This window comes from uncultured Alteromonas sp., assembly GCF_963976965.1.
Lineage (GTDB): Bacteria > Pseudomonadota > Gammaproteobacteria > Enterobacterales > Alteromonadaceae > Alteromonas > Alteromonas naphthalenivorans.
On record NZ_CAXBMP010000004.1, the window covers coordinates 198,735 to 223,359 of the forward strand.

A 24,625-nucleotide genomic window follows, 5' to 3' on the forward strand; every position below is an offset into this window, starting at 1 on the left:
CGTTGTAATCAACGTTTCCCGAAAAGGCGCTTAAGTGTATACACTCCACTTCGGTAAACAATAAAGTCGCTCACCATTGAAAAAATTTATAAAAAGGTAGATTCATGAAAAAGCCCTGTTTAGCAGTCTCTTTACTCTTTTTTTCTAGTGTAGGATTTGCCGTAAATGCACAGCCGCATGTGCACGGGCAAGGCGAGCTTTTAGTTTCTCAAGAGGGCAGCATGCTTCACCTTCAGCTTGTATTACCTGCCGCAGATGCTCTTGGCTTTGAGCACGAACCTGAAACGACCGAGCAACTAAATAATCAAAATTTGCTTGCCGAAAGGTTCACCTTAAATACCAACGTGATTGATGTAGAGGGTAAGTGCGAGTTAGTGGGTGTTGAGCACACATTAGAAGCGCATGAAGACCATCATAAAAGCGACCATGAAGATACTCACGAAGCTCACTCGGGTGATCATGACGAGGCGCACAAGAACGAGCATGCTTTGCACAAAGAACATGACGAGCATGAAGGGCACGATGAACACGAAGAAGAAAATCATCAAAATATTGAAGTTGAATATCAATTTCACTGTGATGATGCGGTGTCTGGCATTACCGTTACCCTATTTGAATCGATGCCATCGCTAAGTGCTATCCAAGCTCAGTGGATCACTGAACGTGGACAAGGTCTTTCTGAGTTATCTGCCGGTCAGCCAACGTTACGCTGGTAAGCTAAAAATCTGGTAGGTTAAAAATAAGGAACCATACTGAATGAATTTTCAAAAAATAAGCGATAAAGCTGCCATAGCACTGTCTATGCTATGCGTGGTGCACTGCTTATTATTTCCTGTTTTATTACTTCTTCTCCCGCCGCTAGCGGGCATATTAGCTTTAGATGACGAGTTGTTTCATAAAACGTTGCTGTTTTTCGTAGTGCCCATCAGTGTTATTGCACTCATGATGGGCTATCTTTACCACCGAAATCACACCATGCTTTTGGTGGGTGGTGTAGGGCTATCATTGCTTATTTTAGCCGCAGTGTTAGGGCACGATGTGTTGGGCGAATACGGTGAAGTGGTGTTAACGGTAATAGGGTCTAGCTTTATTGCATTTAGCCATATTCGAAACCTAAGACTACGCCGCCAAACAGATAATGAAACCGATTACCCGCACATCATTACACATAAATAACGGCGTCAAGGAAGGGGGTGTATGACATTAGGCAAGCTTGAAAAATTAAGTGCTATTCCAACCAATATTATCAGTGGTTTTTTAGGCGTAGGGAAAACAAGCGCCATTTTATCCTTACTAGAGGCTAAGCCAGAGCATGAGCGGTGGGCTGTTTTAGTTAATGAGTTTGGTGAAATTGGTATTGATGGTGGCTTTTTTAAGGGCGTACATACCGAACAAAGCGGTGTGTTTGTGCGTGAAGTACCCGGCGGCTGTATGTGCTGTGCTTCAGGGTTGTCTATGCAAATTGCGCTTAATCAGTTACTTGCACGCGCTCGACCCCATCGTTTACTCATAGAGCCTACGGGGCTAGGGCACCCAAGGGAAGTCTTAGAAGTGTTGTCAGCCGATCATTATCAAGAGGTGCTCAATATTCAAAAGAATATCACCTTGGTAGATGCCCGAAAGCTCACAGATATACGCTATACACTTCATGAGACTTTCAACCAGCAAATTGATGTTGCGGATATTGTCGTAGGTAACAAAGAAGATTTATACCAAGATGAATCTAAACAGCTGCTCATTGATTACGTTGCTAACCGCCGCGACCCCATGCCGGATATTGTTTTTGCACAGCATGGGAAGTTAGCGCCATCGTTGCTAGAGGGGGCTTCTGATGTGGTTAAAGCAATGAAGCAACCTATACCTCGTCATTCTCATGGTGATGAATATCACACCCATGTAAACACTGGTAGCGATCATCAAGATCATCACGACCATAAGCACAATCAAGCTAGTAATATTAACGAAGCGCCCCTACCTGAAACCGGCTTTGTTAAAATTGAAAATAGTGGAGAAGGCTTTCAAAGTATGGGGTGGCGTTTTTCACCTTATATTGTCTTTAACCGAAACGCGTTACATGAATGGTTAGGCAAGCTAAAGGTGGAAAGGCTTAAAGCAATAATGATCACCCATGAAGGTATTTTTAGCTACAACATTGTAGACGATGCAATATCAGAAAAAGAATTGGATGATTGTTTAGAAAGCCGCATAGAAGTAATTTTTAATGAATTGGATGCTTGTGGAGCAGATACTTCCAAATCGAACGCCGGTGACATTAGCGAGCTGTGGGAGCAGCAATTAGTTGCATGTCAGCTAGATGAAAACTAAATGCACTCTGCATTAAATGTTTACGAAATGCTCACTAAATTCACTTTAAATGCTTAGGAGAATAGCTAACGCAAACCTGTCAGCGTTTGTGAAAAATAGCATCTATTGTTCTTGATAAACCTAGTGAGCTCGAAAGTCATCAGGCTGACCATGGTAAGCCTCAATGTCGTACACGTTAAGGATATACGCTGAGGTTCCAAGGGGGTCTTCAAACATACCCTGTTCTAAAATACCCGTTAACGTAAATGCGTCGGCTAAATTGTGATGGGCAAATCCATCGGGCAGTTGTACAAAAATAATTTGATTGGGTGGTGGAGGGGGAAAGTGAATACAAGCGCCGTAGTAAGGCACCACGAAAAAGCTTTGTAGTGTGCGATCTTCATTCACTTCTATCGGTACAATAAAGCCGGAAATAGAAATCGCTTTGCCTAAAATGGTGTGTACTATATTGGTTGAGTGAAGGGCTGAAATGTAATTTTCATCGCTACTGGCTTGAATAGATAATAGCAATTGATTCGTTATAGACTGAACGGTGCCGATTTGGGTAGGCGATAAGTCACTTGTGTCGTTCCCTGATTGATATTGACGTAAGGTGGCTTCTTCTTGTTCTGGCAGTAAGTCTTGCCAACCTAAGCGCATTACACTTTTTTGTTCAACTTCTTGGCTGAATAAGGCCTGTAACTCAGGGTTGTTGGTCTGATAAAGTGCTTCGCTAGTGTACAACTGATGTTTTATGCTGGGCCAATATAGTTGAACTAGCCTGGCGAATACACTGCCAGCCACTAAGAAAACGAAAAGAAGTAGTACTATCTTCAATGGTTTGCGCTTAGCGTTAACTGCAGCCAGCTCTTTTTCTTTAGCAGCGACTTTACTCACTCCTTTATCCACTTTTTATGCTGAGCGTAGTTCAATTTTTTGACTCAGTGAAAAAGGCTTCCCGTCACTAAATCCATTTATTTGGATAGAGATGTGCGATTGGCCTGGGCGCTTTACCGTAAACGTTAAGTTATAAACGCCAGAGTCTTGTTCCAGTAACACAGCGCTATCTCCCACTATTTCTACGCCATCGCTACCTATAAAACTAACGTTTACATCACGATAGCGTAGCGGTATCACGTAAGATATTTTCGCTGTGGCGGCTTCATCAACAATAACGTCTACCTGTTTAGCGTGTTTAACCGACAGGGTTTTGAACGCCGACGCCTGATAATGTTGCTGAGCAAGGGGGTGTAACCGATTAAAGCCAAAGCCCAAATTACCGCCGCCATGTAGGTCGCAAGCATGTGCGGCAGAAACAACCGTTAAAGAGGCTAGCAGGGCAGATAATAGTTTATTAAATCGTGTCATCAATTATCCCTCGTATGGTTTCACATTGACGTGCTCTAAACGGTACGCCGCGGTGCCCATCGCATTTTCAGTGGTGTCGATAGCCAAGGTGCCTTCGAACCAGAATGGATCGTACAAACTTTCCAGTTCAACACCTTGCTCAATACTCACGTAAATAATCTGATTTGGCGGTGGTGGAGGCATGTGAATGCATGCACCGAAGTAAGGTACGATAAAAAACTCTGTGACCATTTGCGATTTGCTGCTTTCAAGCGGAACAATAAAGCCCGGAATACGGATAGATTTATTCTCAAAGGTTTTAACGACTTGCGTTGATGTCAGCGCTTGTTGAAAGCGATTGGTAGTTTCGTTATCAAAATCTTGATTGCCAAAGGCTTCCACGGAATCTTCTTGAGAGCCGTCTTCAATACCAGCTAAATAATCTGGTGGATTTAACAGCGCCGCCAAATCTTCTTCAGGCATTAACTGCGTCCATTCCACCTCTTGGTAGTCAGATGCTTCGATATCTTCAGCATATGTTGTAGGATAAAAAAGCATGCCTGTTATCGCGACAAAAATACCAATGCGGGCGCGTAAGAAGAACTTCATCATTTTATTTAGCCAAGAATTATTATAACGGTTAGTATAAAACGTTATAACATAACATGGCTGGGTTGTACATTTGTCGTCTGACTGAGCGTACCCTTACAGCAAGTAGGCTTAGTTTTGGCTTGAATGGCGACCTAAAAGCGTTAGTGTCAGCTACATCCACTCTTACGCAAACATCGCGTAATGCAAAAAGGAGATGATTCACATTGTCAGCAGCACCAGAGCAACCTTTGAAAAATAAAGCACACGCCAAAAAGGCAGTGCCTAACCACGGCAATGCTATTGCGCTTAATGACGTTAAATATCATTACGCAGATTCAAACAGCAGTGGGCTGCATATACCTACGTGGAAGGTGAATTACGGTGATCGTGTTTTCCTACATGGTCATTCAGGCTCTGGCAAAACCACCTTGCTTAATCTGTTAGCAGGGGTGCTAACGCCACAAAGCGGCGAGTTATCGTTACTGGGCAAGCCATTTTCCGCCTTGCCTGCCAGGCAGCGCGATAAGTTTCGCGCGCAGCACATTGGCGTGGTTTTTCAGCAATTCAATTTGATTCCCTACCTAAGCGTGCTTAAAAATATTGAGCTGGCCACATATTTTGCAAAGGCAGGCAAAACCAATGTGGCCGATGCGGCCGAAGCATTGCTGATAGGGCTTAATTTGCCCGCTACTATTCTTCATCAGCCCGCTAATTCACTGAGTGTAGGGCAGCAGCAGCGGGTAGCCATTGCCCGTGCATTAATCAACAAACCAGAAATATTACTTGTAGATGAACCCACATCTGCCTTAGATGCCGCCGCACGAGACGCCTTTATGACCATTCTTATCGATATGTGTAAGCAGCAGAACACAACACTGATATTTGTAAGTCACGATATGTATTTGAAAAAGTTTTTTGAAACCAGTGTAGAGATGTCCTCGCTAAAACAGTCCTCGCTAAAACAGCCAGCGGAGGCCAAGTAATGTTAGTGTCGTTAGCGTGGAGTAGTTTAGGTAGTCGCAAAAAATCAGTGATATTAACGTTTCTTTCGTTGCTGATTAGTATCAGTGTATTGCTAAGCGTTGAGCATATTCGCCAGCAGGCAAAAGAGAGCTTTAACCGAACTATTTCAGATGTTGATCTTATCGTTGGCGCCCCAAGCGGTCAGCTCAATCTCTTGTTGTATTCAGTGTTCAGGATGGGAAGCCCCACCAGTAACATCAACTATGCAAGCTATGAAGCACTGCAGGAAAGTAAATTAGTAGCGTGGGCAATTCCTATCTCTTTAGGAGATTCTCATCGCGGCTTTCGGGTAATGGGCACCAACGATAACTATTTTCAGCATTTCAAATTTGGTAACAAGCAAGCGCTCAGTTTTCAAAACGGTAAAGCTTTCGCGAGCTTATTTGAAGCGGTGATAGGCGCCGATGTGGCCAAAGATCTAGGGTATAAAGTGGGGGACAGTGTGGTGATTTCTCATGGTATTGGTAACACCAGTTTTACCAATCATGACAATACCCCTTTCACTATCACCGGCATACTTTCAGCCACTGGCACGCCAGTAGATAAAACCGTGCACGTAAGCTTAAACGCCATTGAAGCTATTCATTTATCGGCTTCAAAGCAAAACCAATTGCTCAACGATGCAAGCTCGGTAAATACCACGCCAGACAGTGTAACAGCGGTCATGCTTGGGCTAACCTCAAAGTTTGCGACCTTCAAACTTCAGCGCGATATCAACAACTACAAAACAGATAGGCTTATGGCCATACTGCCTGGCGTGGCGCTAACCGAGCTTTGGCAAATGATGGGTACGGTAGAAAACCTACTGCGAGTAATTAGCATTTTAGTGCTTATATCTTCATTGTTTGGCTTATCGACTATGTTGTTAGCTTCCATGCAGCAACGCAAAAACGAAATTGCCGTACTGCGGGTGTTAGGTGCAGGGCCTGGGGTTATTTTTACCTTGGTGTTAGTAGAAGCGTTAATTTTAGTATTGTTAGCGATTGTGGCGGCGATTGGGCTGCTTAGCGCAGCGTTAACCTTATCGAGTGATTGGCTTGCGTCTCAGTATGGTCTATTTTTAAGTGCAAATTTGCTTACAATAGAGACGTTAAAAGTGGTAAGTGTGATTACTTTGGCAGCCATTGTTACCTCGGCAATTCCTGCATTTGAAGCGTATAAAAACGCACTGCATAGTTCACTTTCTTCGAAGTAGCGGGTGGTACTGTATACTGATGGGTGACTGGTCAGCAACTTAGTTTACAGCGGCGAGCGTAGTCTTCACAAAGCACGCTTACGCGCTTAGTTAAATGGAATGATTTATATTCGCTCATAGCATGAGCCTGCAAGGAGCAAAAAATGAAAAAGTGCTTTAGTTTACTTCTCTTTATCTGCATTTTTAATGTGTCTGCGCAAAGCTTTGATACCGCTAAATTAGATAAGTATCTAGCTGCGCTTGATGAAAATGAAAAGGCAATGTTTAGTTTGGCAGTGGTAGAAGATGGCAAGCCTGTTTACGAAAATTCAATAGGTTATGCCGATTTAGCCACGAAGAAGAAAGCCAATAAACACACTCAGTATCGCATAGGGTCGATTACTAAAGTGTTTACATCTGTAATGATTTTTCAGCTCATCGAGGAGGGGAAACTTTCTTTAGATACTACATTGGCAGGCTTCTATCCCAATATTAAAAATGCCGATAAGATCACAATCTCTATGTTACTTAGCCACCGAAGTGGGATTCATAATTTCACTAACAAACCTGAATTTAGTCAATATATGACGTCACCCAAGTCAAAGGGTGAAATGATAGGAATTATCGAAGCGCTAGAAAGTGACTTTAAGCCAGGCAGCCAAACGCGCTATTCGAACAGCGGATATTTACTGCTGGGCTTCATCATAGAAGATATTACGAAAGCGACTTACGCCCATCAACTAAAACAGCGTATTAGCATGCCATTAAACCTAACGAGAACGATTTATGGTGCGGCTATTGATGTAAAGCGCAATCAAGCTAACTCATATAAACCTATCTCATCGGGTTGGGCTCCTGCAAGCCTCTCCGATATGAGTATCCCCCATGGCGCAGGTGCAATTGTCTCTACGCCCACCGAGGTCGCCTTGTTTCTCTCTGCCCTTTTTTCCGGTGAGCTAGTTTCTGAGGATTCGCTGAACCAAATGAAACAGGTAAATCAAGGTATAGGGCGTGGCTTGTTGCAATTCCCCTTTCACGACAAAAGGGCTTTTGGACACAACGGGCGAATTGACGGTTTTAATTCAGTCGTGGCTTATTTTGCTGACGATAACGTTGTTTTAAGCCTGGTTTCCAATGGGTTAAATTATGCGCTGAACGATATCAATATAGCCGTATTGAGTATTTATTATGGCCTTGATTATGAAATACCTGACTTGACCCAGATGCCAGTGGAGCTTGCGCAAGAATACCTTGTTAACTACGAAGGTGTGTTTATCTCCCCAGACATTCCTCTGAATATCACGTTAAAAGTCGATGATAGTGTGCTAACGGCGAAAGCTACAGGTCAACCGGTACTTGGTCTTACTCCGTATTCAGCCTCGGAATTTCGTTTCACGCCAGCAGGTATTGTTATTGTGTTTGAAAATGCCGGCGGTCTAGTTGACTATACTCGCTTCGAGTTACAACAAGGCGGCGGGAAGTTTAGGTTTACTCGAGAGTAAACCTAATATCGCGTATCTCGTGTGAACCGTGGCAAAGCCTTTCGGCGTATATTGAGTTTGCGATACACTGCAAAAAAACGTTTACGAGGTTAGCCATGTCATTACCCCTTTCACTACTCGATCTTGCCCCTATTTCAGACGGGCAAAGCATAAGCGATGCATTAAGTAACTCGCGAGAGTTAGCTAAGCAAGCTGAGCGTAGTGGATATCAACGTGTGTGGTTGGCAGAACATCACGGTATGCATGGTGTGGCGAGTTCTGCTACCGCCGTTATGTTAGGCAACATTGCCGGCGCTACTAACCACATTCGTGTAGGTGCAGGTGGTGTAATGCTACCAAATCACGCACCATTGGTTATCGCCGAGCAATTCGGTACGTTGGAAACCTTGTACCCAGGTCGCATAGATTTAGGGCTTGGCCGAGCCCCAGGTACCGACATGGCTACCGCAAAAGCATTGCGTCGCAACCTTAGTAGCAACGCGCATGTAGACACCTACCCTGATGACATAAAAGAGCTTCAACATTATTTGGGAGCCCCAGAGCCTGGGCAGAAAATTATCGCGGTGCCGGGTGCCAACACACATATTCCGTTATGGTTGTTGGGTTCAAGTTTATACAGTGCGCAATTGGCTGCATCGGTTGGGTTGCCTTATTCTTTTGCGTCGCACTTTGCACCAGACCAGCTGTTCGATGCCTTGCATGTTTATCGTTCTATGTTTAAACCATCAGCGCAGCGAGAAACGCCTCACGTGATGGCGGGGTTAATGGCGGTTGTAGCCGATACCGATGAAGAAGCTCAGTACTTGTTCACGTCGGTTCAACAGCAGTTTATGAATATGCGGCGCGGGCTGAATAAGCTTTTCGCTAAACCTGTAGATGATTTATCTAATATTTGCAGCGAAGCCGATTACGCTATGCTGTCTCATGTATTGCGTTATGCGTTAGTAGGCTCAAAAGCGACGGTAACCACGCAGTTAGCTAAGTTTGTAGAAGCCACAGAAGTGGATGAGTTAATTGTTTCAATGCCCATTCATAATCTAGAGGCACGACTAAAAAGCGTTGCGCTTTTGGCCGAAGTGAAAATGTAGTCGAAACCAACGTCTAGCAGAAATGCGCCTATCTCTAAATGTGGATATGACACTTTGAATGGAATTAAAAAAGCCTGCTAAGAGCAGGCTTTTTACGTGTAGCAACGGGCGTTATTTCTTATTCGCAAGACGCTCAATAAGCGCTTTGTGCTGCGGGAATTTTTCTAGCAATTCATGCTGAAAAACTTCAATCATATCTTCAGGCTCCCACCCAGGGGATACCGCTTCGCTCACCAAACCATAGTCGCCATCAGTTAATTCGGCCGCTTTATAAGTGCCACCGGGAACAGCAAGCTGCAACTGCTGGCCGTTGGCAATATCAGGCCCTACTACCACTTTTTCGTAATGGCCATCTGGGTAAATCATATGGTAAGTAATGGGCGAGCCCATATGGTAAAACTCAATGCCATCGGAATACTTAGTATGAAAATGGTCAATACTATTGTCGTTCGTAAGCATATAATAAATAGCGGTCATGGTGGTGCGTTCACCACGCGCCGTTGTTACTTTGTCTCTGTGATCCGCTTTAAAGCTTTGGCGAAAATACCCACCTTCGAAGTGATGAGAGAGGTTGAGTTGTTCAATGACTTGTTCTTTCGTTAACGTCTTCATATTATTGTTCGTCATTTTCTGGTTCCTCATTTCGTTGTTAGCGATAGGCGAAAAGCTTGCCAGGCATAGGCTTAAACCTATACCTAGCGTTGTCATTTTTTTGCTAGAACATATATTTGGGGGAGTACTAGGGATAAGAGATTTTATTCGCCTCATAATATGGTTATTATCCTTGATAGGTTTAGCCGTAACGGGTTAGGCATTTTATATGGCCCTTAAATTATAATGGGCTCCAAATCATAGATGGTTAGTACGCTAGGGCACTTTTTAACGCTTAATCTAGCGCAAACTACCTACAATCACACTGATGGGTGTTTTAAGCCTATATTATACGAACTTCAGCTATGCAGCGAAGTCGATTAACACTATGATATTTCAAACTAATCACCTACTCACAAGCTTAATAGTTGGGCTAAATAAAGATGAAAAAAACGTCACTACTCATTGTGAGTATACTCCTTTGTTTTGTATTTCACGCTCAGGTTAACGCTAAACCACTACGTGTGGTCATAATAGAAACGGGTCCTTTACCGGTAGTGATAAATACAAAAGATGCCTTTATCGATGAACTTACGCTGGTTATGCCCGATCATGAAATAGACGTAGAAATATATAATGCAGAGGGTCTAGAAGAAAAGGCGAGGTCTATTGTGGAAACAATCACCGAGCAAGCAGCGCCGGACCTGTTAGTACCAATTGCTACGCTTGCCACTAGGGCGGTTTACAACTTTTCCGCTGCGGCTGAGATTCCTACTTTATTTATGACAGTGGCAGACCCTGTAAAAGAGGGCATAGTCACTGCGTTTGGCGAACATAGCACGTCAAACATAACCGGTGAATCTCACGTATTAGATGCCAAGGTGAAGTTGGATATGCTTGATGGCTTACTAAAAGCCTCTGCACTGGAGGAACCCATCACTATTGGGCTGGTGCACTCAGAATACCCATCTTCAAAAAGTTCGGTAGAAAGCCTGTTAGCACTCGAGAGTCAGTATGATAACGTGAAGTTTGTGACGGTGAGCACCGCCTATGTTGAAGGCACTTTAGGGTTAGGTGCTATGCGTGCTGGTATAGTGGAAGTGCTTAAAGAAAAAGTAGAAACATCTGGCCTCGATGCTTATTGGCTTTCCACTGGCCCCTTGCTTCAAGCCGACGATCTCATTAATGTTATTTACAAAGAAACTAAACTATTACCGATTTTTGCCGAAAGTATAGAGTCTGTACAGCAAGGTGCGTTACTTGGCGTTGTAGCAGATGAAAAGAGTATCGGTAAATCAGGTGCATTACGCGCCAAGAGGATCTTAAGTGGCGAGAGGGCGAATACCATGGCTGTCACTAGAATGGATAAATACACAATAGGGGTGAATGTATCTACCGCCATAAAGATGCATATTCCTATTCCCTCGACGTATTTAAAGTTATCGAAAGATCACGTTTATCAATAAAGAGTAGTACCAGATATCTATGCGAATTAAGTCGAAACTTTTAGCTATATATATCCCCATTCTGTTTACAGGGATGGCGCTAACGGGCTATTGGGCCTATTTGACGGCTTATGACTCAGTGAGAGAGCGAGAATATCAGTTACTTACTCAAACCTTATCACTCACCTTTATTGAGTTCGTGCGAGAGCGGCACGAATTGCTGGTGAATTCTGGTTTGGAAAATGTACCTGTATTTCGAGATGCCTATCAAAAAGAGGTGTTTGACGAGCTAGCAGAGCTTCATCAATCAACCGGTAAGCATTTTGCGGTAAGTGACAAGTCAACGGGTGCTGAGCTATTTAGCACCTATGAAGAATGGGCACCCATCAATACTGCCAACGCCACCATCACCACTATTAATGCTACCGATATTGCATTTGGTGAATCTGAGTGGAGAGACCAAGATGTACTCTTTGCCTGTAGCAAGTTCGACCCTTGGAACTGGAAGCTTACGGTTAGCCAATCTACCGATGAGCTCGAATCATCATTATCAAAAATAGCTTGGCTAACCATCGCTATTACCTTGTTTACGGTTATTTTAGTGAGTTTATTCATAGGGAAAATTACTCAGTATTTTGTGGTATCCCCAATTGGCAAAATTAAAGATGCAACGAGCAGTATTGCCGGTAATCACAAGCGGGTTAGCATTGATGTAAGCGGCAAAGATGAGCTGAGTGAATTAGCCCAAGATGTAGAGGCCATGTCAGCAGACATCGAAAATTACGTGGAACGGGCACAAGCTGCCAATAAAGCCAAAACGGACTTTCTTGCCGTTATGAGCCACGAAATTCGCACGCCGTTAAACGGTATTCAAGGGCTTGCTACTTTATTGCTAGACACGCCGTTAGATGACAAGCAAAAGCAATATGCTTCAGATTTACGTTCTTCAGCCACCATTCTTGCCAATGTGATAAACGATGTACTCGATTTATCTAAAATTGAGTCTGGCATGTCAGAAGTTGATGTGACCGAATTTAATTTAGATAGCATGCTGAACGATCTTATTACCTTGCTAGGTATCAATGCGAGTGCAAACCACACGCGGTTAGAATATAAAAGTAAGAATTTGGACTCGGTAATGGTCACGAGTGATGTGACTAAACTGCGCCAGATAGTGATTAACCTAGCCAGTAACGCCATCAAATTCACACACAAAGGCACGGTGACGGTTACAGCAAGTCTTAAAAAGGTAGCTGGTCCATCGGTAGAAGAAAATCGTTTAGTCATTTCTGTGAAAGATACAGGCATTGGTATAGAACCCGATAGGCTTGAACATATTTTCGATAAGTTTACTCAATCCGACTCTTCTATTTCACGTCGTTATGGCGGCACAGGTTTAGGTTTGTCCATTGCTAAAGAGCTCTCACAGATACTAGGTGGCGATGTTAAAGTTATGAGCCGAGTGGGTGAAGGGTCGTGTTTTACTATGTCTGCTATGGTTAGCGCCCGCACTATTGATAGCGCGTCACTACAAGAAGCGCAAAGTAACCTAGATAAAAATACAATCCTTAAACCGGGTATTAGCGTACTACTGGCAGAAGACAATGCGATAAATGCCGTGGTGGCTCAGGCACTACTAGAACAGCTTGGGTGCACGGTTACTCATGTCGACAACGGTTTAAAAGCGGCCGTTAAAGTTGAAGAAGAGACCTTCGACGTTATCTTTATGGATATTCATATGCCAGTGATGGATGGTGTTGAAGCCACTAGGCGCATTCGAAGTTTACCGAGTGACGTAAGCCAAATTCCTATTATTGGGCTTACAGCAGAAGCTTTTAAAGAACGCCATGATGCCTTTAAACAAGACGGTATGAACGACGTTGTCACTAAACCTATTACCATTGAGGCATTAAAAGGTAGTCTACTTAAGCTAGTCCTATAGAAGTGTCTATACTTACTGAAAGATATTACCCGTGTCTGGAGAAATAGGTGGAAGTGGTAACAAAGCATAAAGAGATTTTAAGACTTCGAGTTGCTCTTATTATCGGTGCTTTGTTGCTCGCCTCTTTCATATTGGCGGATATAGTGTTGTTACCTTCCCCTTTGTACGAGTTTTATCTTCAAAACCGCCTTTTGTATCAAATTCCAGTTATCTTTGCGGTTATCGCCCTTTCGTTCTCTAAATTCTTTTATGCTGCCAGAAGCTGGATATTTGCAGGGCTGATGGTCATGTTAACCTTCGCGAACTATGTGCTTATTTACCAAAGTTGGGTGCTATACGAGTTTGCTTTTCCTTACGAGGGCACCATTTTATATGCATTCTATTGTGTATTTGCATTAGGTGTTACCTACAAGTTGGCGTTGGCAGCATCGACTATAAGTATCGCTGGGTTTATTGGGTTAATGGTAATCGCGCCTGTTTATGGCGACCGCGTGATGATTTCAACGTCATTTGTGGTTGGGTCTTTGTTTATATGTGCTTATGCAAAATATCGTTTAGATAGAATTGTTATTCTTCTAAAATCAACAAATAAGAAGCTAAACACCTTAAGCCGTGAAGATCCGTTAACCCATCTTCTTAATAGACGTGCGCTGATGAAAGAAGGCGAGAGATTGCTGTCGCTCAGTAAAAGACAGAACCTTTCTTTCGCTGTTTTTATGCTCGATTTAGACGACTTTAAAAAATACAACGATGCCTTTGGTCACCAGCAAGGTGATGATGCCATTGTGGCGCAGGCTGATGTGATGCGCGCTGTGTTTCAACGGCAAACCGATATTCTGGGTCGTTATGGCGGCGAAGAGTTTATGGTTATCGTCAGTGGGGTCTCTGCAAGGCAAGTAGAACAGAGTTGCCAGCAAATACTCGATACCTGGGATGAAAAAGCCTTACCGCATGCACCAAATGCATCAGCGAAAACCGTCTCTTGCTCTATTGGTGCTGTGGTCGTTAATAATGTGAAACGGCAAACTCTAGAAGGCTTAATTAACCAAGCTGATAATGAGCTTTATCAAGCAAAGGCTGCGGGGAAGGGGACTTATTTACTATCGACGCTAAGTGAAATTAACGTCGATAGTTAACGCAGAAAGCATAAGCGTGTGTGATTAAAGTTTAACGATCATTTTCCCTTTATTGTCGCCAGAAAATAGCATCTGTAAACCCTCTACCGCTGACGCTAAACCCTCAACCATGTGAGAACGATATTGAATCTTTCCTTGTTGTACGTAGGGCGATAGCTTTGCAACAAGTTGAGGTACTTCGCCCCAATGATCAGGCATAGCAAACCCTCGAACGTTAATGCGCTTTTTAATTAACGGTATCCAATTTGGACCGGGAGCCGGGTTTTCTGATTGATAGTCGGCAATCATGCCGCAAACCACAATACGGCCATGGGTATTCATACGATTGAAAATATGATGCTGAATAGGGCCACCGGTGTTTTCAAAGAACACATCAATTTTATCGGGGGTGAGCTCAGTTAATTTTGCTTCCAAATCGTCAGTTTTATAGTTTACTGCACCGTCGAAGCCGAGCTCGTTGACAATCCAATCTGCTTTTTCGTCACTGCCCACGACACCAATAACGCGAAGGCCGTCAGCTTTAGCTAGCTGACCTACAATTGAGCCCACCGAACCCGCAGCGCCAGTGACAACTAAGGTTTCACCTTCTTTAGGCTCACCAAAGTTATATAAGCCTGTGGTAGCAGTTAAACCAGGCAAAGCGAATACGCAAAGGGCCATCTCTTCGGTAATACCGGGCTGTAGCTTGTTGAAGCCTTCACCATTACTGACCAAGTATTCTCGCCAGCCGGTCATTCCCATGACTTTGTCGCCAACAGAAAAATCAGGGTTGTTCGACTCAATTACTTCACCCACACCGCTTGAGCGCATGACTTCACCAAGCTCAACAGGCGGAATATAACTTTCACGATCTTCACTCATCCACCCTAGCATTGCTGGGTCGAGCGACATGTAAGTTTGTTTAATCAGTATTTCACCTTTACCCGGGGAAGGAATATCTTGCTCACGAGTTTCGAACAAATGGGAGCCTATTTTTCTATCGTTTGGGCGATTGACCAATAGAATTTCTTTATTGCTAGACATGTGAATCTCTCCTTAGGCTGTTGAAATTATCTTGTACCACTGTTGTGGGGCTAGAAACTGCTTATACAAGCGTAATCACTAGAAAGGTCAAAAATAGCGTGATTAATCAAGTCTCCTCCAATTGAATATAGTGATAGGCAAACTCACCTGTTCACAAATAATATCAATTTTTGCAATCTATTATTTTCAAAGTGTTTACATCTTCTTTAATTGTGCCGCTAAAATTGTAAAAAATGCGATAAAACAGCGTGAATGGCGTTAACTTGCATTGAACAAAACATACCGTAATCGTAGAATGCGCCACTGCATATTTCCTGTTCTATAAGAGTATTTTTATGAAGCAACATTTTTCTTTACGCGCCTCTGTATGCTTAGCATTAGCCTCTATGGCATCTTCTTCTGTGCTAGCTGCTGGTTTCCAAGTAAATGAGCATAGTGCGAATGGTTTGGGTCGTGCCATGGCGGGCCAAGCGGCGAAGCCAGAGAATGCCTCTATTTTAGCAACCAATCCAGCTGCGATTGGTGTATTTAAAGAAGCTGAGTTTAGTGCATCAGTAAGCTTTATAGACCCGAATGTAGACATTTCCGGTAATGTGACTTATTCATTTGGGGATACCCTAGTTGGTGGTGGCGTTGCTAAAGAAGATAATATTGCTGAGACAGCATTTGTTCCAGGTTTCTTCTACGTTTCACCTATCAACGACAATTTTTCTGCTGGTGTAGGTGTTTTCACCACTTATGGCCTCCGTTCTGATTACTCTGATGACTTCGGCGCTTTACATTTCGCTGATACTGCAGAAGTTAAAACCGTTACGGTAAACCCAGCTTTGTCATATAAAGTGAACAAGCAGCTTATGGTCGGCTTTGGTTTAAACGTGACGTATGCAGAAGCTGAAATTGGTTCAGGTGTATCTAATACATTGGCAGCTACCATTGAAGGTTTAGAACCAACCGCACAGGCTTTAGGTATAACACTTCCCTCTCTTAACGCTGGATCGTCACTGTTTAGCATGGAAGGCGATGATGTGGGCTTCGGTTGGAACGTAGGTGTTTTCTGGCAGCCTAGTGAGTTAACTAACATCGCGTTGTCTCATCGCGCTGAAACAAAACTAGAGTTGGACGGGGCCGTATCATCAGAAACGCCTGTATTCCCGATAGAACTCAACCAGCCTGGTAGCCTAGACTTAAATCTTGCGGCTATTACAGAGCTTGCTATCGACCAGAAAATTGATGACCAGTGGTCTGTTCAAGCGAGTCTTACCTTCACTGATTGGAGTACTTTCCAAAAACTTGAAGCTAACTTAGAAGATGGCGAAAATTTCCTTATTAAAGAAGAAAACTTTGACGACTCATGGCGCGGATCTATTGGTGTAACGTATATCCTAAATGATGAGTTTACTTTACGTGCAGGTTACGCTTACGACGATGGAGTAGTATCGGTGGAGAATCGTTCATTGAGTATTCCTGATACTGACCGTCATTGGATATCAGGTGGTTTAACTTATACTATGAGCGAAAACACATCGATTGACGCTGCGTATGTATTTATTGATGGTCGCGAAGCGTATATTAATAAAGATAGAACTATCCTTAGCGATGTTTTACCAAATACAGACTTCACCACTAACTTTACAGGTACGCAGTCAGCAACAGCACATATTTTAAGTGTACAGATGAACACACGCTTTTAAGCTAAATCATCAAAAAGTGGCAGCGTATTGGTTTGCTACTGACTGACGAAAAAGGCCTAAACGCAAGTTTAGGCCTTTTTAGTGAAAGCGATTAATTCGTAAAACCTAAATCTCAGAGAACCAATCTTGCAAGCATGTAATAGCTGCGCTTATTTTAGCAGGAACCAATTCCCGCTTTGGCGTAACCGCATATACGGTGTAATCAGGTAACGACCAGTCAGTGAATAGCTGCTTCATTGAACCCTCACTAAGTAAGTGGCGCACCTCTGGTTCAGGCAACACTGCATATCCAAGACCATCACGGGTAAGCTGAATTAAGGTCTGCATTGAATCAAGCTCAATACGGCTCGACGTTAGTGGCACTTTATCAAACTTGTCGTGCTTCATTACATATTCTTCTATATGACGGTGAGAAATATAGGAATACTCTTGAAGAATTTCGGGCGACTCAAGAGGCGATTTTGCCAAAGGGTGGTCAGCCGATACACAAAGAATTCGTCGCCATGTGGCCAACTCTAAACTGCTGAAGTTAGTATCAGATACTGGGGTGAAGCCAAGCAGTAAGTCGGCACCGGAAACAATAATGTCTGTAGGTTGGTCGGTTAGCGTCAGCGATACATTTATTTTTGGAAAATCCTCACATAACTTCTGCAAGGGCTGACTTAATAAGCCTCCACCAAAACCTTCTGGGGCAATAATATTGACTTTACCTGAAGGCGCATCTTGAAGCGTTTCAATACGCTCTTGTGCTTCAACCGCGGTATCTAACATCTTTTTGCTGGTGTCGTAATAGATCCTTCCAGCCTCGGTAAGGCTCAAATTTCGTGTATTACGGTTAAATAAACTCAGCCAAATGTCTTGTTCAAGTTTTCTCAGTTGTTGGCTAATGGCCGAGACGGTCATATGCAGGTTTCGGGCTGCAATACTCATGCTACCGCTTTCAGCGACCTCAACAAAAATTTGCAGAGAGCGAAGTAGTTTCATGTTCATTGGTATTTGTATCCTCATCGATACGAGTCAGTTGGTCTCGCGTTGCTTTTTTAAGTCCTTTTATCTCCTATAAATGTAATCCAATAAGGGTAACTACACATCCATATTCAGCTTATGAAACTGCAACTAAGCGCGTTTTATTCTATTGAGGATAAAGAATTAGTTTAAAAAGCGAAATAAGATAGTCTTTGCAGAATGTCATTTGTTAGGGGGGTGTATCCAGTGTTTTTAATATTTGTAAAATGCGGATATAACACTTTCTTTAACACTGAAAACTGGTACGTTAAGAATAAAACAGCGAAGAGCGAGCATGCTATCGCTCTCCACTCGTTCCACTAAAAATCAAATAAGAATGGTGATTATGAAACTTCGCGTTATTTCGCTTCTGCTGTGTATGTCATTTGTTGTGGTGATATCAGGGTGTACTACAACTTCAACTAACACGACACCTCAATATGGGCCAGCTACTTTCACGGGTGATGAATTTACTGCGGTTGTGGTTGCATACGCGCCAGAAATGGAAGGTATTTTAGGTAGGATTGCGTCCGATCCAGATGCACAAATTCATACTACTACCACAATTAAAGGCATTACTTACCGAATTGGCACCTATCATGACGAGCCAATATTGGTTTTCGCTACTGGGATGAGCATTGCAAACGCGGCAATGTCTACGCAAATGGCACTCGATTATTTCCCTGTTAAGCAAGTGGTCTATATGGGCATCGCGGGCGCGGTGAATCCAAAATGGCAGCCGGGGGATGTTATCGTACCCGAGCGTTGGTACTACCATGACGAAAGTGTATATACCAACGAAGACCCAGAAAATCCTGGTGAATACGTGTTACCCGCCTATTACGAAAAATTTATGGAAGAGCAGCCTTCTCGTTTAGCAGCCGACCCTCATTATCCTAAATATAAGCCTTTTCACTTTATCCACCCAGATGAAGTATTGATTGTAAAAGACGGTATGGATAAGCCACAAGATACGCCTTATTTCACTGCCTCGCCAAAGCTACTAGCCGCGGCGAAAACAGCAATGGCTGAAATGCCAATTCAACGTATTTTGGATGAACGTGATGCCAAGCTTCATGTAGGTGGAAATGGTGTTACCGGCTCGGTGTTTATGGATAACCGAGAGTATCGTAAATGGGTTAGAGATGTGTTTACGGCTGAAGTCACCGAAATGGAATCTACTGCGATTGGCCAAGTGTGCACAATCAACAATGTGGACTGGGTTATTATTCGCGCTATCAGTGACTTAGCGGGTGGCCAAGAAGGCGTGAATACAGAAAATTTGTATGATAAAGAAGTGTCTCGCGTAGGCGCAAATGTATTATTTGCTGTGCTAGACGAGTTAGCTGAATAGATAGATTCTGATCTATTCAGAAGGCTAAATAGATTAGCAGCCGAGGATAAATAACATCCTTTCAAATAAAAAGGGCGAGGCAGACTTATAACATTATCGAGTTTGCCTCGCTTTTTTGTTTTCTCTTTCGCTTTTTAGCGAATAGTACGCACCATATTGATGGTGGTGGTAGCCAGTTTCACTTCCACAAGAAATACCACAAGCGCACAAATTAGAAACATCATTTCATCGCTAAATAGTTAACGATACAATTGACCTTATAGTTAGCAACAACGTTGTGGTCGAATGACACGCATTATACGTATGTTAATCTCGCCAAATCTTTAGAAAGGACAAGCAATGAGCTCCACATTTAGGTTATTTTTACATGGCCTTAGCACCGTGACAGTGGTGTCGTTTTCTTCTTTTGCTGCCGCGCAAATCCCAGAGGGCTCAAACAGTGGAAAAAGCATAGCGTCAATAGAACGCGTGGTAACAACGGGAAGTAGAATTGCTAATTCCACCGCAAACTCAGGGTATGTGGTGTCTACGGTTTCAAGCGATGACATAAACTTTGTTTCACCAAGCCATATACAAGAAGTGTTGAATTTTATTGCAGGTGCTGGTGTTCAGCGAGGTAATGGGCAGGAATACCTACCTGCTTTACGCTCGCCAGTGCTTACCGGTGCTGGGGCATGTGGCGGTATATTGGCCGCTGAAGATAACATTCCCTTACGCGCAGCAGGTTTTTGCAATATAAACGAGTTGTTTGAAGCGCATGGTGAAATGGCAGAACGCATAGAGGTGTTAAAAGGTCCTGCTTCCCCCTTGTATGGCTCTAACGCTATTCACGGCGTGATTAATGTTATTACCCCCGATGTTACCCAAGATACTGCCTTATATGGAATTGACTATGGTTCTTATGGTTATAGCAGGTTGAAACTGCGGCAAGGTAAAGACTTTGGTGAGTCTGGTATAGGCATTAATGCGAGTATTACCCGCGACGGCGGGTATCGAGACGAAGAAAGTGTAGATCAAGAAAAGGTTAATCTCAGGCATCGCTACGAAGTTGATAACCTAAAAGTAACCAGTGGGTTGACGTACACCCATTTAGATCAAGAAACCGCCGGTTACATTACCGGGTTTGAAAGCTATAAAGATGAAGATATCGCCCAAGGTAACGACAACCCTGAAGCCTTTCGAAAAGCGAAAAGTTTGCGAATATGGAGCAAAGTAGATGTGGCGTTAAGCGGCGACAACGCATTGTCTATTACGCCGTATTATCGCGATCAAAGCATGGAATTTCGCATGCACTTTTTACCCGGTACACCGCTTGAAGAAAATGAGCAAGAAGGGTTTGGTGTACTTTCCCAGTATCACCATGTGGTGAACAACACGTTAAGTTTTGATGCCGGTTTAGACGCTGAATATACCCAAGGTAGCTTGGTGCAAGCACAAGATGGCGCTACGATTGGCTCTGCATTTTTAGTGGAAACCGTACCGACGGGGCTTCATTACGATTATCAGGTAGACGCTACCCTTTATGCTCCGTTCATTGCGTTAAATTGGCAACAAGCGTCGTGGGCGGTTTCTTTAGGGGGGCGTTATGAATATATGGACTATGATTACACCAACAATATGCTATCGGGTCGTACCCGCGACGATGGCACCGAATGTGGTTTTGGTGGATGTCGGTACGCAAGGCCTGAAAGTGGCACCAACGATTACAGTAACTTTAGCCCTAAACTCTCGGTAAGTTTTCAAAGCAGTGAAACAACCCAATGGTATGCAGGGTTATCTAGAGGTTATCGTGCCCCGCAAGCGACAGAGCTTTATAGGTTACAGCGCGATCAACAAATTGCCGACTTGGACTCGGTCACCGCCACCAATGTAGAAGTGGGTGTTAAAGGGCAACACAAAGCCTTTAGCTATGTGGTGTCTGCTTATAGCTTAACCAAAGACAATGTAATCTATCGTGATAGTGATTTTTTCAATGTAAGCAATGGAGAAACCTGGCACAGAGGGGTAGAGCTAACCCTAAACTATCAAATCAGCCAAGGGTTTGATTTGGCGTTTGCAGGCAGCTATGCCAAACACACCTATGAGCACAGTGAAATTGTGGGCGAAGTTGATATTAAGGGCAACGATATTGATACGGCGCCAAACCTTACCTTCAATGCTCGCGTAGGGTACAGCTTTACCCAAAGTACTCGGGCTGAACTCGAGTGGCAGCATGTCGATGAGTATTATACCGATGCTGAAAACCTTAACGAGTACGAAGGGCATGATTTATTGAACCTTCGAGCCTCTTGGGCAATTTCGCCTGAACTTTCAGTGTATGCAAGAGTAAATAACTTGCTCGATACCGCCTACGCTGAGCGAGCCGATTACACGTCCTTTACCGCCGATAGATACTTCCCTGGGCGGCCAAGAAACGTAATGTTCAGCGTTGATTATCAGTATTAGTTAAAACCATTATCTACTCTGGTATAAAAAGCGGTAGCGTGTATCTCACGGTTACCGTTTTTTTTGGCCTTTTTTATCGTACGCCTTACTAGAACCAACCTGTCAGGCTTGCGAGAAAATGCGTTCAGGCGTACTGTTAACCCCACATATGCAGCGAATACCTTTAGTCGCGCCAGGTATATCATTTCAATAATTTTGGATTATGAAAGATGAGATACGTGGAATGATTAAATTATAGGTAAACCCATGCAAAAAATAGTTGTTGTCGGTGGTGGCGCTGGAGGTCTTGAACTTGTAAGCCGCTTAAGCCGCACCCTCGGGAGAAAGAACGAAGCAGAAATAACCCTAGTTGACAGAAGTCGCACTCACATTTGGAAGCCCTTGCTTCACGAAGTGGCTGCTGGCGTTATAGACAAGCACTCTGATGGCGTTGATTACGCTATTCATGCTGCGGCACACCACTATCGCTTTCAGTTAGGGAGTATGTGTGCCATTGATGCAGAGGCCAAAACTATCACGCTTGCGCCATTATTCGATGATGAGGGAGTGTCGATATTACCCGAACGTAAAATACCTTACGACCAATTGGTATTGGCGATTGGTAGTGTCAGTAATGACTTTGGAACGCCAGGCGTTGCGCAAAATTGTTACTTTCTTGATTCATTGGTTCAAGCTGAACGCTTTCACAAAGGGTTGTTGAATCAGCTAATTCGTATTAATCAGCAAGAAGATGAAAATAGCTTTATGAAAGTGGCTATTGTGGGCGCGGGCGCGACGGGTACTGAATTAGCCGCTCAGCTTCATCATGTTGCTAACTTATCGAAAACCTACGGCATGCCGGGTATGTCAGCGTCCCGTTTAAAGATAACTATTGTAGAAGCGGGAGAGCGGATATTACCTGCGCTACCAGAGCGTATCGCCAATTCTGCTCGTAAGGCGCTGCATAAACTCGGTGTAGACATCAAAGAAAGCACTATGGTGGCAGAGGCTGATGAAAATGGCCTTATCACAAAAGATGGAAGCCGCGTAGATGCTGATTTAATGGTATGGGCGGCAGGGGTGAAAGCGCCGGATTTCGTCACCGAAATGGGCATTTTTGAGACCAACCGCGCAAACCAAATTCTTGTTAATAAGCACTTACAAAGCACTGGCGACAGTAACATTTGGGTTATTGGTGATTGTTGTGGCTTCAAACAAGAAAACGGTAAATGGGTACCACCTAGAGCCCAGTCTGCGCATCAAATGGCAGACACGGCGGCAAACAATATTATTGCATTACAGCGGGGGAAAGAATTAAAAGGCTATGTCTATAAAGATTATGGCTCGCTAGTGCATTTAAGTAACTACAGCACCGTAGGTAGCTTGATGGGGTCGTTATCAAATTCAAGTATGTTCATTGAAGGGCGTTTAGCCAAGATAGTTTATATCTCTTTATACAACATGCACCAATTTGCAGTACACGGAAAGCTAAGAGGCGCACTAAAGCTGCTACTTAAGAAGCTGAGTTATGCGATTAGCCCTAAGTTAAAGCTGCATTGATTTACAAGGCATAACTCATGTCTGGGTAAGTTATATCTAGCCTGTAAACGTAAAAAGCCCGCATCAGCGGGCTTTGTTATTTTATAAGTGTAGAACGTTACTGTTTAACACCTTCAACGTGAAGAGAAAGCTCAACGGTTTGTGACGCGGGACCTAAGTCATAGTCAATGCCGTAGTCTTTTAGCGCAATAGTAGTAGTGCCTGAAAAACCAGCACGATAACCGCCCCACGGATCGCTACCTTCACCAATTTTTTTGGCTTCAATAGTCACGAGCTTAGTCACACCATGCAGCGTAAGGTTACCCATGATGTCTAACATGCCGTTGCCTTTGTCAGCCACTTTTGTGCTAACGAATTTAGCTTCTGGGAAGTCATCTGCATTTAAAAAGTCGTCGCCTCTTAAATGCTTATCTCGTTCTGAATGGTTTGAATCTATGCTATCGGTCTCGATAGTCACTGAGACAGACGCTGTAGCAGGGTTATTTTCATCGTAGCTAAATGTGCCTTTAAAGTCGTTAAAGCGACCGGTTAGCCATGAGTAACCTAAATGCTGAATTTTGAAATTAACTGATGCATGAGCACCTTTGGAGTCAATAATATAATCAGCGGCGTGAGCTGAACTTACCGCTGTATTGAGTGCTGCGGCCGTCACTAGTGCAAGTGTTAACTTCTTCATAAAATCTCCTTAATATTAGTGTTTAGCGAAGCCTCAACATCTGCTTCAGCGTGTCGTCTTTATCAATGAAATGGTGTTTCAATGCCGCTAACCCATGTAAAGAAGTCAGCACGATTAATGTCCAAGCCAGGTAGAAATGCACCTCGCCAGCCAGGTCTTCTTGATGTTCTATAAACTCACCAAGCCCTGGTACCGCAAACCAGTTGAATACATCTATGGCTCTGCCATCGGCAGTTGAAATAAGATAGCCCGAGGTAAAAAGCGCTAATAGAACAAGGTAAATAGCACTGTGCCCTAATTTACTGGCCAACTTCTCAAACTTGCTGCCAAAGGTCGGTGGTCGCTGGGTAGAGATGCGCGAAATCAACCTCACTAAAGTCACAGAAAACAACAGTAGCCCTACACTTTTGTGCCAATGGGGCGCGGTTTTGTACCAATCACTATAGTAGGTTAAATCTACCATCCATAGCCCAGAGGCAAACATACCTACCACAACCAGAAAGGTGAGCCAGTGAATTAAGATCAGCCAAAGAGGCCAGCGTTTTTTCATAAATGAATGAGCAATAGAACTAAATTTTAAAATCAGTCTACTGGAACAGTTCAAGAGTGAATATTGCAAAGCTTATAACAGTGCGTTCTATTTATTAGAATGAATGCGTAGGGTGTAACGTCACTTATATTTAGTAATTAGATAATAAGCGATAAATCGTCTAAAAATTGAGGCGGGCTTAAGTGATAGTGAATAAAAA

Annotated in this window: 22 protein-coding genes; 14 read left to right on the forward strand and 8 right to left on the reverse strand. The window is 43.5% G+C overall.

Going from position 1 to position 24,625, the window contains the following annotated elements; genetic code table 11:
* Positions 1 to 104: 104 nt before the first annotated feature.
* From AAC006_RS05220 to AAC006_RS05230, 3 genes are read left to right on the forward strand one after another with little or no spacing between them, the layout of a single operon-like run.
* Positions 105 to 716: a DUF2796 domain-containing protein gene (locus AAC006_RS05220; RefSeq protein ID WP_208804569.1), complete on the forward strand. Its 612-nt coding sequence runs from the start codon at positions 105 to 107 to the stop codon at positions 714 to 716.
* 40 nt (positions 717 to 756) lie between these two features.
* Positions 757 to 1,176 (forward strand): MerC domain-containing protein, encoded by a 420-nt coding sequence (locus AAC006_RS05225; protein WP_126874006.1) that lies wholly within the window; start codon positions 757 to 759, stop codon positions 1,174 to 1,176.
* Between the two features lie 21 nt (positions 1,177 to 1,197).
* A complete protein-coding gene (locus AAC006_RS05230; protein ID WP_339890837.1) occupies positions 1,198 to 2,325 on the forward strand; it encodes a GTP-binding protein in 1,128 nt (375 codons plus the stop codon).
* 120 nt (positions 2,326 to 2,445) lie between these two features.
* On the opposite strand, the gene AAC006_RS05235 is transcribed toward AAC006_RS05230, so the two are convergent.
* From AAC006_RS05235 to AAC006_RS05245, 3 genes are read right to left on the reverse strand one after another with little or no spacing between them, the layout of a single operon-like run.
* Complete coding sequence (locus AAC006_RS05235) at positions 2,446 to 3,201, reverse strand: DUF3299 domain-containing protein (protein WP_339890839.1); 756 nt, start codon at positions 3,199 to 3,201, stop codon at positions 2,446 to 2,448.
* 15 nt (positions 3,202 to 3,216) lie between these two features.
* Entirely contained in the window at positions 3,217 to 3,672 is a 456-nt protein-coding gene (locus tag AAC006_RS05240) for a hypothetical protein (RefSeq protein ID WP_339890840.1), read from the reverse strand.
* Between the two features lie 3 nt (positions 3,673 to 3,675).
* Positions 3,676 to 4,263, reverse strand: coding sequence for a DUF3299 domain-containing protein (locus AAC006_RS05245; RefSeq protein ID WP_339890842.1), 588 nt, complete (start codon positions 4,261 to 4,263; stop codon positions 3,676 to 3,678).
* A gap of 203 nt (positions 4,264 to 4,466) precedes the next feature.
* Between AAC006_RS05245 and AAC006_RS05250 the strand changes: the two genes are divergently transcribed.
* The 4 genes from AAC006_RS05250 to AAC006_RS05265 all read left to right on the forward strand — a co-directional run bounded on the left by AAC006_RS05250 (position 4,467) and on the right by AAC006_RS05265 (position 9,029).
* The gene (locus AAC006_RS05250) at positions 4,467 to 5,225 is read left to right on the forward strand and encodes an ABC transporter ATP-binding protein (RefSeq protein ID WP_339890843.1); all 759 of its coding nucleotides are present in this window, start codon (positions 4,467 to 4,469) and stop codon (positions 5,223 to 5,225) included.
* Positions 5,225 to 6,460 (forward strand): ABC transporter permease, encoded by a 1,236-nt coding sequence (locus AAC006_RS05255; RefSeq protein WP_126874009.1) that lies wholly within the window; start codon positions 5,225 to 5,227, stop codon positions 6,458 to 6,460. The genes AAC006_RS05250 and AAC006_RS05255 overlap by 1 nt, the downstream gene beginning before the upstream one ends.
* 143 nt (positions 6,461 to 6,603) lie before the next feature.
* Positions 6,604 to 7,941, forward strand: coding sequence for a serine hydrolase domain-containing protein (locus AAC006_RS05260; RefSeq protein ID WP_126874010.1), 1,338 nt, complete (start codon positions 6,604 to 6,606; stop codon positions 7,939 to 7,941).
* 95 nt (positions 7,942 to 8,036) lie between these two features.
* On the forward strand, positions 8,037 to 9,029 hold the full coding sequence (locus AAC006_RS05265) for an LLM class flavin-dependent oxidoreductase (protein ID WP_126874011.1): 993 nt from the start codon (positions 8,037 to 8,039) through the stop codon (positions 9,027 to 9,029).
* Between the two features lie 111 nt (positions 9,030 to 9,140).
* On the opposite strand, the gene AAC006_RS05270 is transcribed toward AAC006_RS05265, so the two are convergent.
* Entirely contained in the window at positions 9,141 to 9,656 is a 516-nt protein-coding gene (locus AAC006_RS05270; protein ID WP_201299285.1) for a cupin domain-containing protein, read from the reverse strand.
* 407 nt (positions 9,657 to 10,063) lie between these two features.
* Between AAC006_RS05270 and AAC006_RS05275 the strand changes: the two genes are divergently transcribed.
* The 3 genes from AAC006_RS05275 to AAC006_RS05285 are packed head-to-tail and all read left to right on the forward strand — an operon-like array spanning position 10,064 to position 14,143.
* Positions 10,064 to 11,086 (forward strand): ABC transporter substrate binding protein, encoded by a 1,023-nt coding sequence (locus tag AAC006_RS05275; RefSeq protein WP_339890846.1) that lies wholly within the window; start codon positions 10,064 to 10,066, stop codon positions 11,084 to 11,086.
* A gap of 19 nt (positions 11,087 to 11,105) precedes the next feature.
* On the forward strand, positions 11,106 to 13,007 hold the full coding sequence (locus AAC006_RS05280) for an ATP-binding protein (RefSeq protein WP_339890848.1): 1,902 nt from the start codon (positions 11,106 to 11,108) through the stop codon (positions 13,005 to 13,007).
* A 47-nt stretch (positions 13,008 to 13,054) separates the two neighbouring features.
* Positions 13,055 to 14,143 carry a diguanylate cyclase gene (locus tag AAC006_RS05285; protein ID WP_339890850.1) on the forward strand — a complete coding sequence of 363 codons (1,089 nt, stop codon included), beginning with the start codon at positions 13,055 to 13,057 and terminating at the stop codon, positions 14,141 to 14,143.
* A 24-nt stretch (positions 14,144 to 14,167) separates the two neighbouring features.
* Here the strand turns inward: AAC006_RS05285 and AAC006_RS05290 are convergent, their stop codons facing one another.
* A complete protein-coding gene (locus AAC006_RS05290) occupies positions 14,168 to 15,166 on the reverse strand; it encodes an NADP-dependent oxidoreductase (protein WP_339890852.1) in 999 nt (332 codons plus the stop codon).
* A gap of 335 nt (positions 15,167 to 15,501) precedes the next feature.
* Here AAC006_RS05290 and AAC006_RS05295 point away from each other — a divergent pair, with 335 nt between their 5' ends.
* Positions 15,502 to 16,857, forward strand: a complete 1,356-nt coding sequence (locus AAC006_RS05295; protein ID WP_126874014.1) for an outer membrane protein transport protein — start codon at positions 15,502 to 15,504, stop codon at positions 16,855 to 16,857.
* 105 nt (positions 16,858 to 16,962) lie between these two features.
* Here the strand turns inward: AAC006_RS05295 and AAC006_RS05300 are convergent, their stop codons facing one another.
* Positions 16,963 to 17,847, reverse strand: coding sequence for a LysR family transcriptional regulator (locus AAC006_RS05300; RefSeq protein ID WP_339890855.1), 885 nt, complete (start codon positions 17,845 to 17,847; stop codon positions 16,963 to 16,965).
* Between the two features lie 361 nt (positions 17,848 to 18,208).
* Between AAC006_RS05300 and AAC006_RS05305 the strand changes: the two genes are divergently transcribed.
* The 3 genes from AAC006_RS05305 (at position 18,209) to AAC006_RS05315 (ending at position 23,200) form a co-directional block, all read left to right on the forward strand.
* Positions 18,209 to 19,216: a 5'-methylthioadenosine/S-adenosylhomocysteine nucleosidase gene (locus AAC006_RS05305; RefSeq protein ID WP_339890857.1), complete on the forward strand. Its 1,008-nt coding sequence runs from the start codon at positions 18,209 to 18,211 to the stop codon at positions 19,214 to 19,216.
* 339 nt (positions 19,217 to 19,555) lie between these two features.
* On the forward strand, positions 19,556 to 21,661 hold the full coding sequence (locus AAC006_RS05310) for a TonB-dependent receptor (protein ID WP_126874016.1): 2,106 nt from the start codon (positions 19,556 to 19,558) through the stop codon (positions 21,659 to 21,661).
* 246 nt (positions 21,662 to 21,907) lie between these two features.
* On the forward strand, positions 21,908 to 23,200 hold the full coding sequence (locus AAC006_RS05315; RefSeq protein WP_126874017.1) for an NAD(P)/FAD-dependent oxidoreductase: 1,293 nt from the start codon (positions 21,908 to 21,910) through the stop codon (positions 23,198 to 23,200).
* A 97-nt stretch (positions 23,201 to 23,297) separates the two neighbouring features.
* Here the strand turns inward: AAC006_RS05315 and AAC006_RS05320 are convergent, their stop codons facing one another.
* Positions 23,298 to 23,876 carry a YceI family protein gene (locus AAC006_RS05320; RefSeq protein WP_339890858.1) on the reverse strand — a complete coding sequence of 193 codons (579 nt, stop codon included), beginning with the start codon at positions 23,874 to 23,876 and terminating at the stop codon, positions 23,298 to 23,300.
* Positions 23,877 to 23,898: 22 nt separating this feature from the next.
* The gene (locus AAC006_RS05325) at positions 23,899 to 24,426 is read right to left on the reverse strand and encodes a cytochrome b (RefSeq protein WP_339890860.1); all 528 of its coding nucleotides are present in this window, start codon (positions 24,424 to 24,426) and stop codon (positions 23,899 to 23,901) included.
* Positions 24,427 to 24,625: the final 199 nt, after the last annotated feature.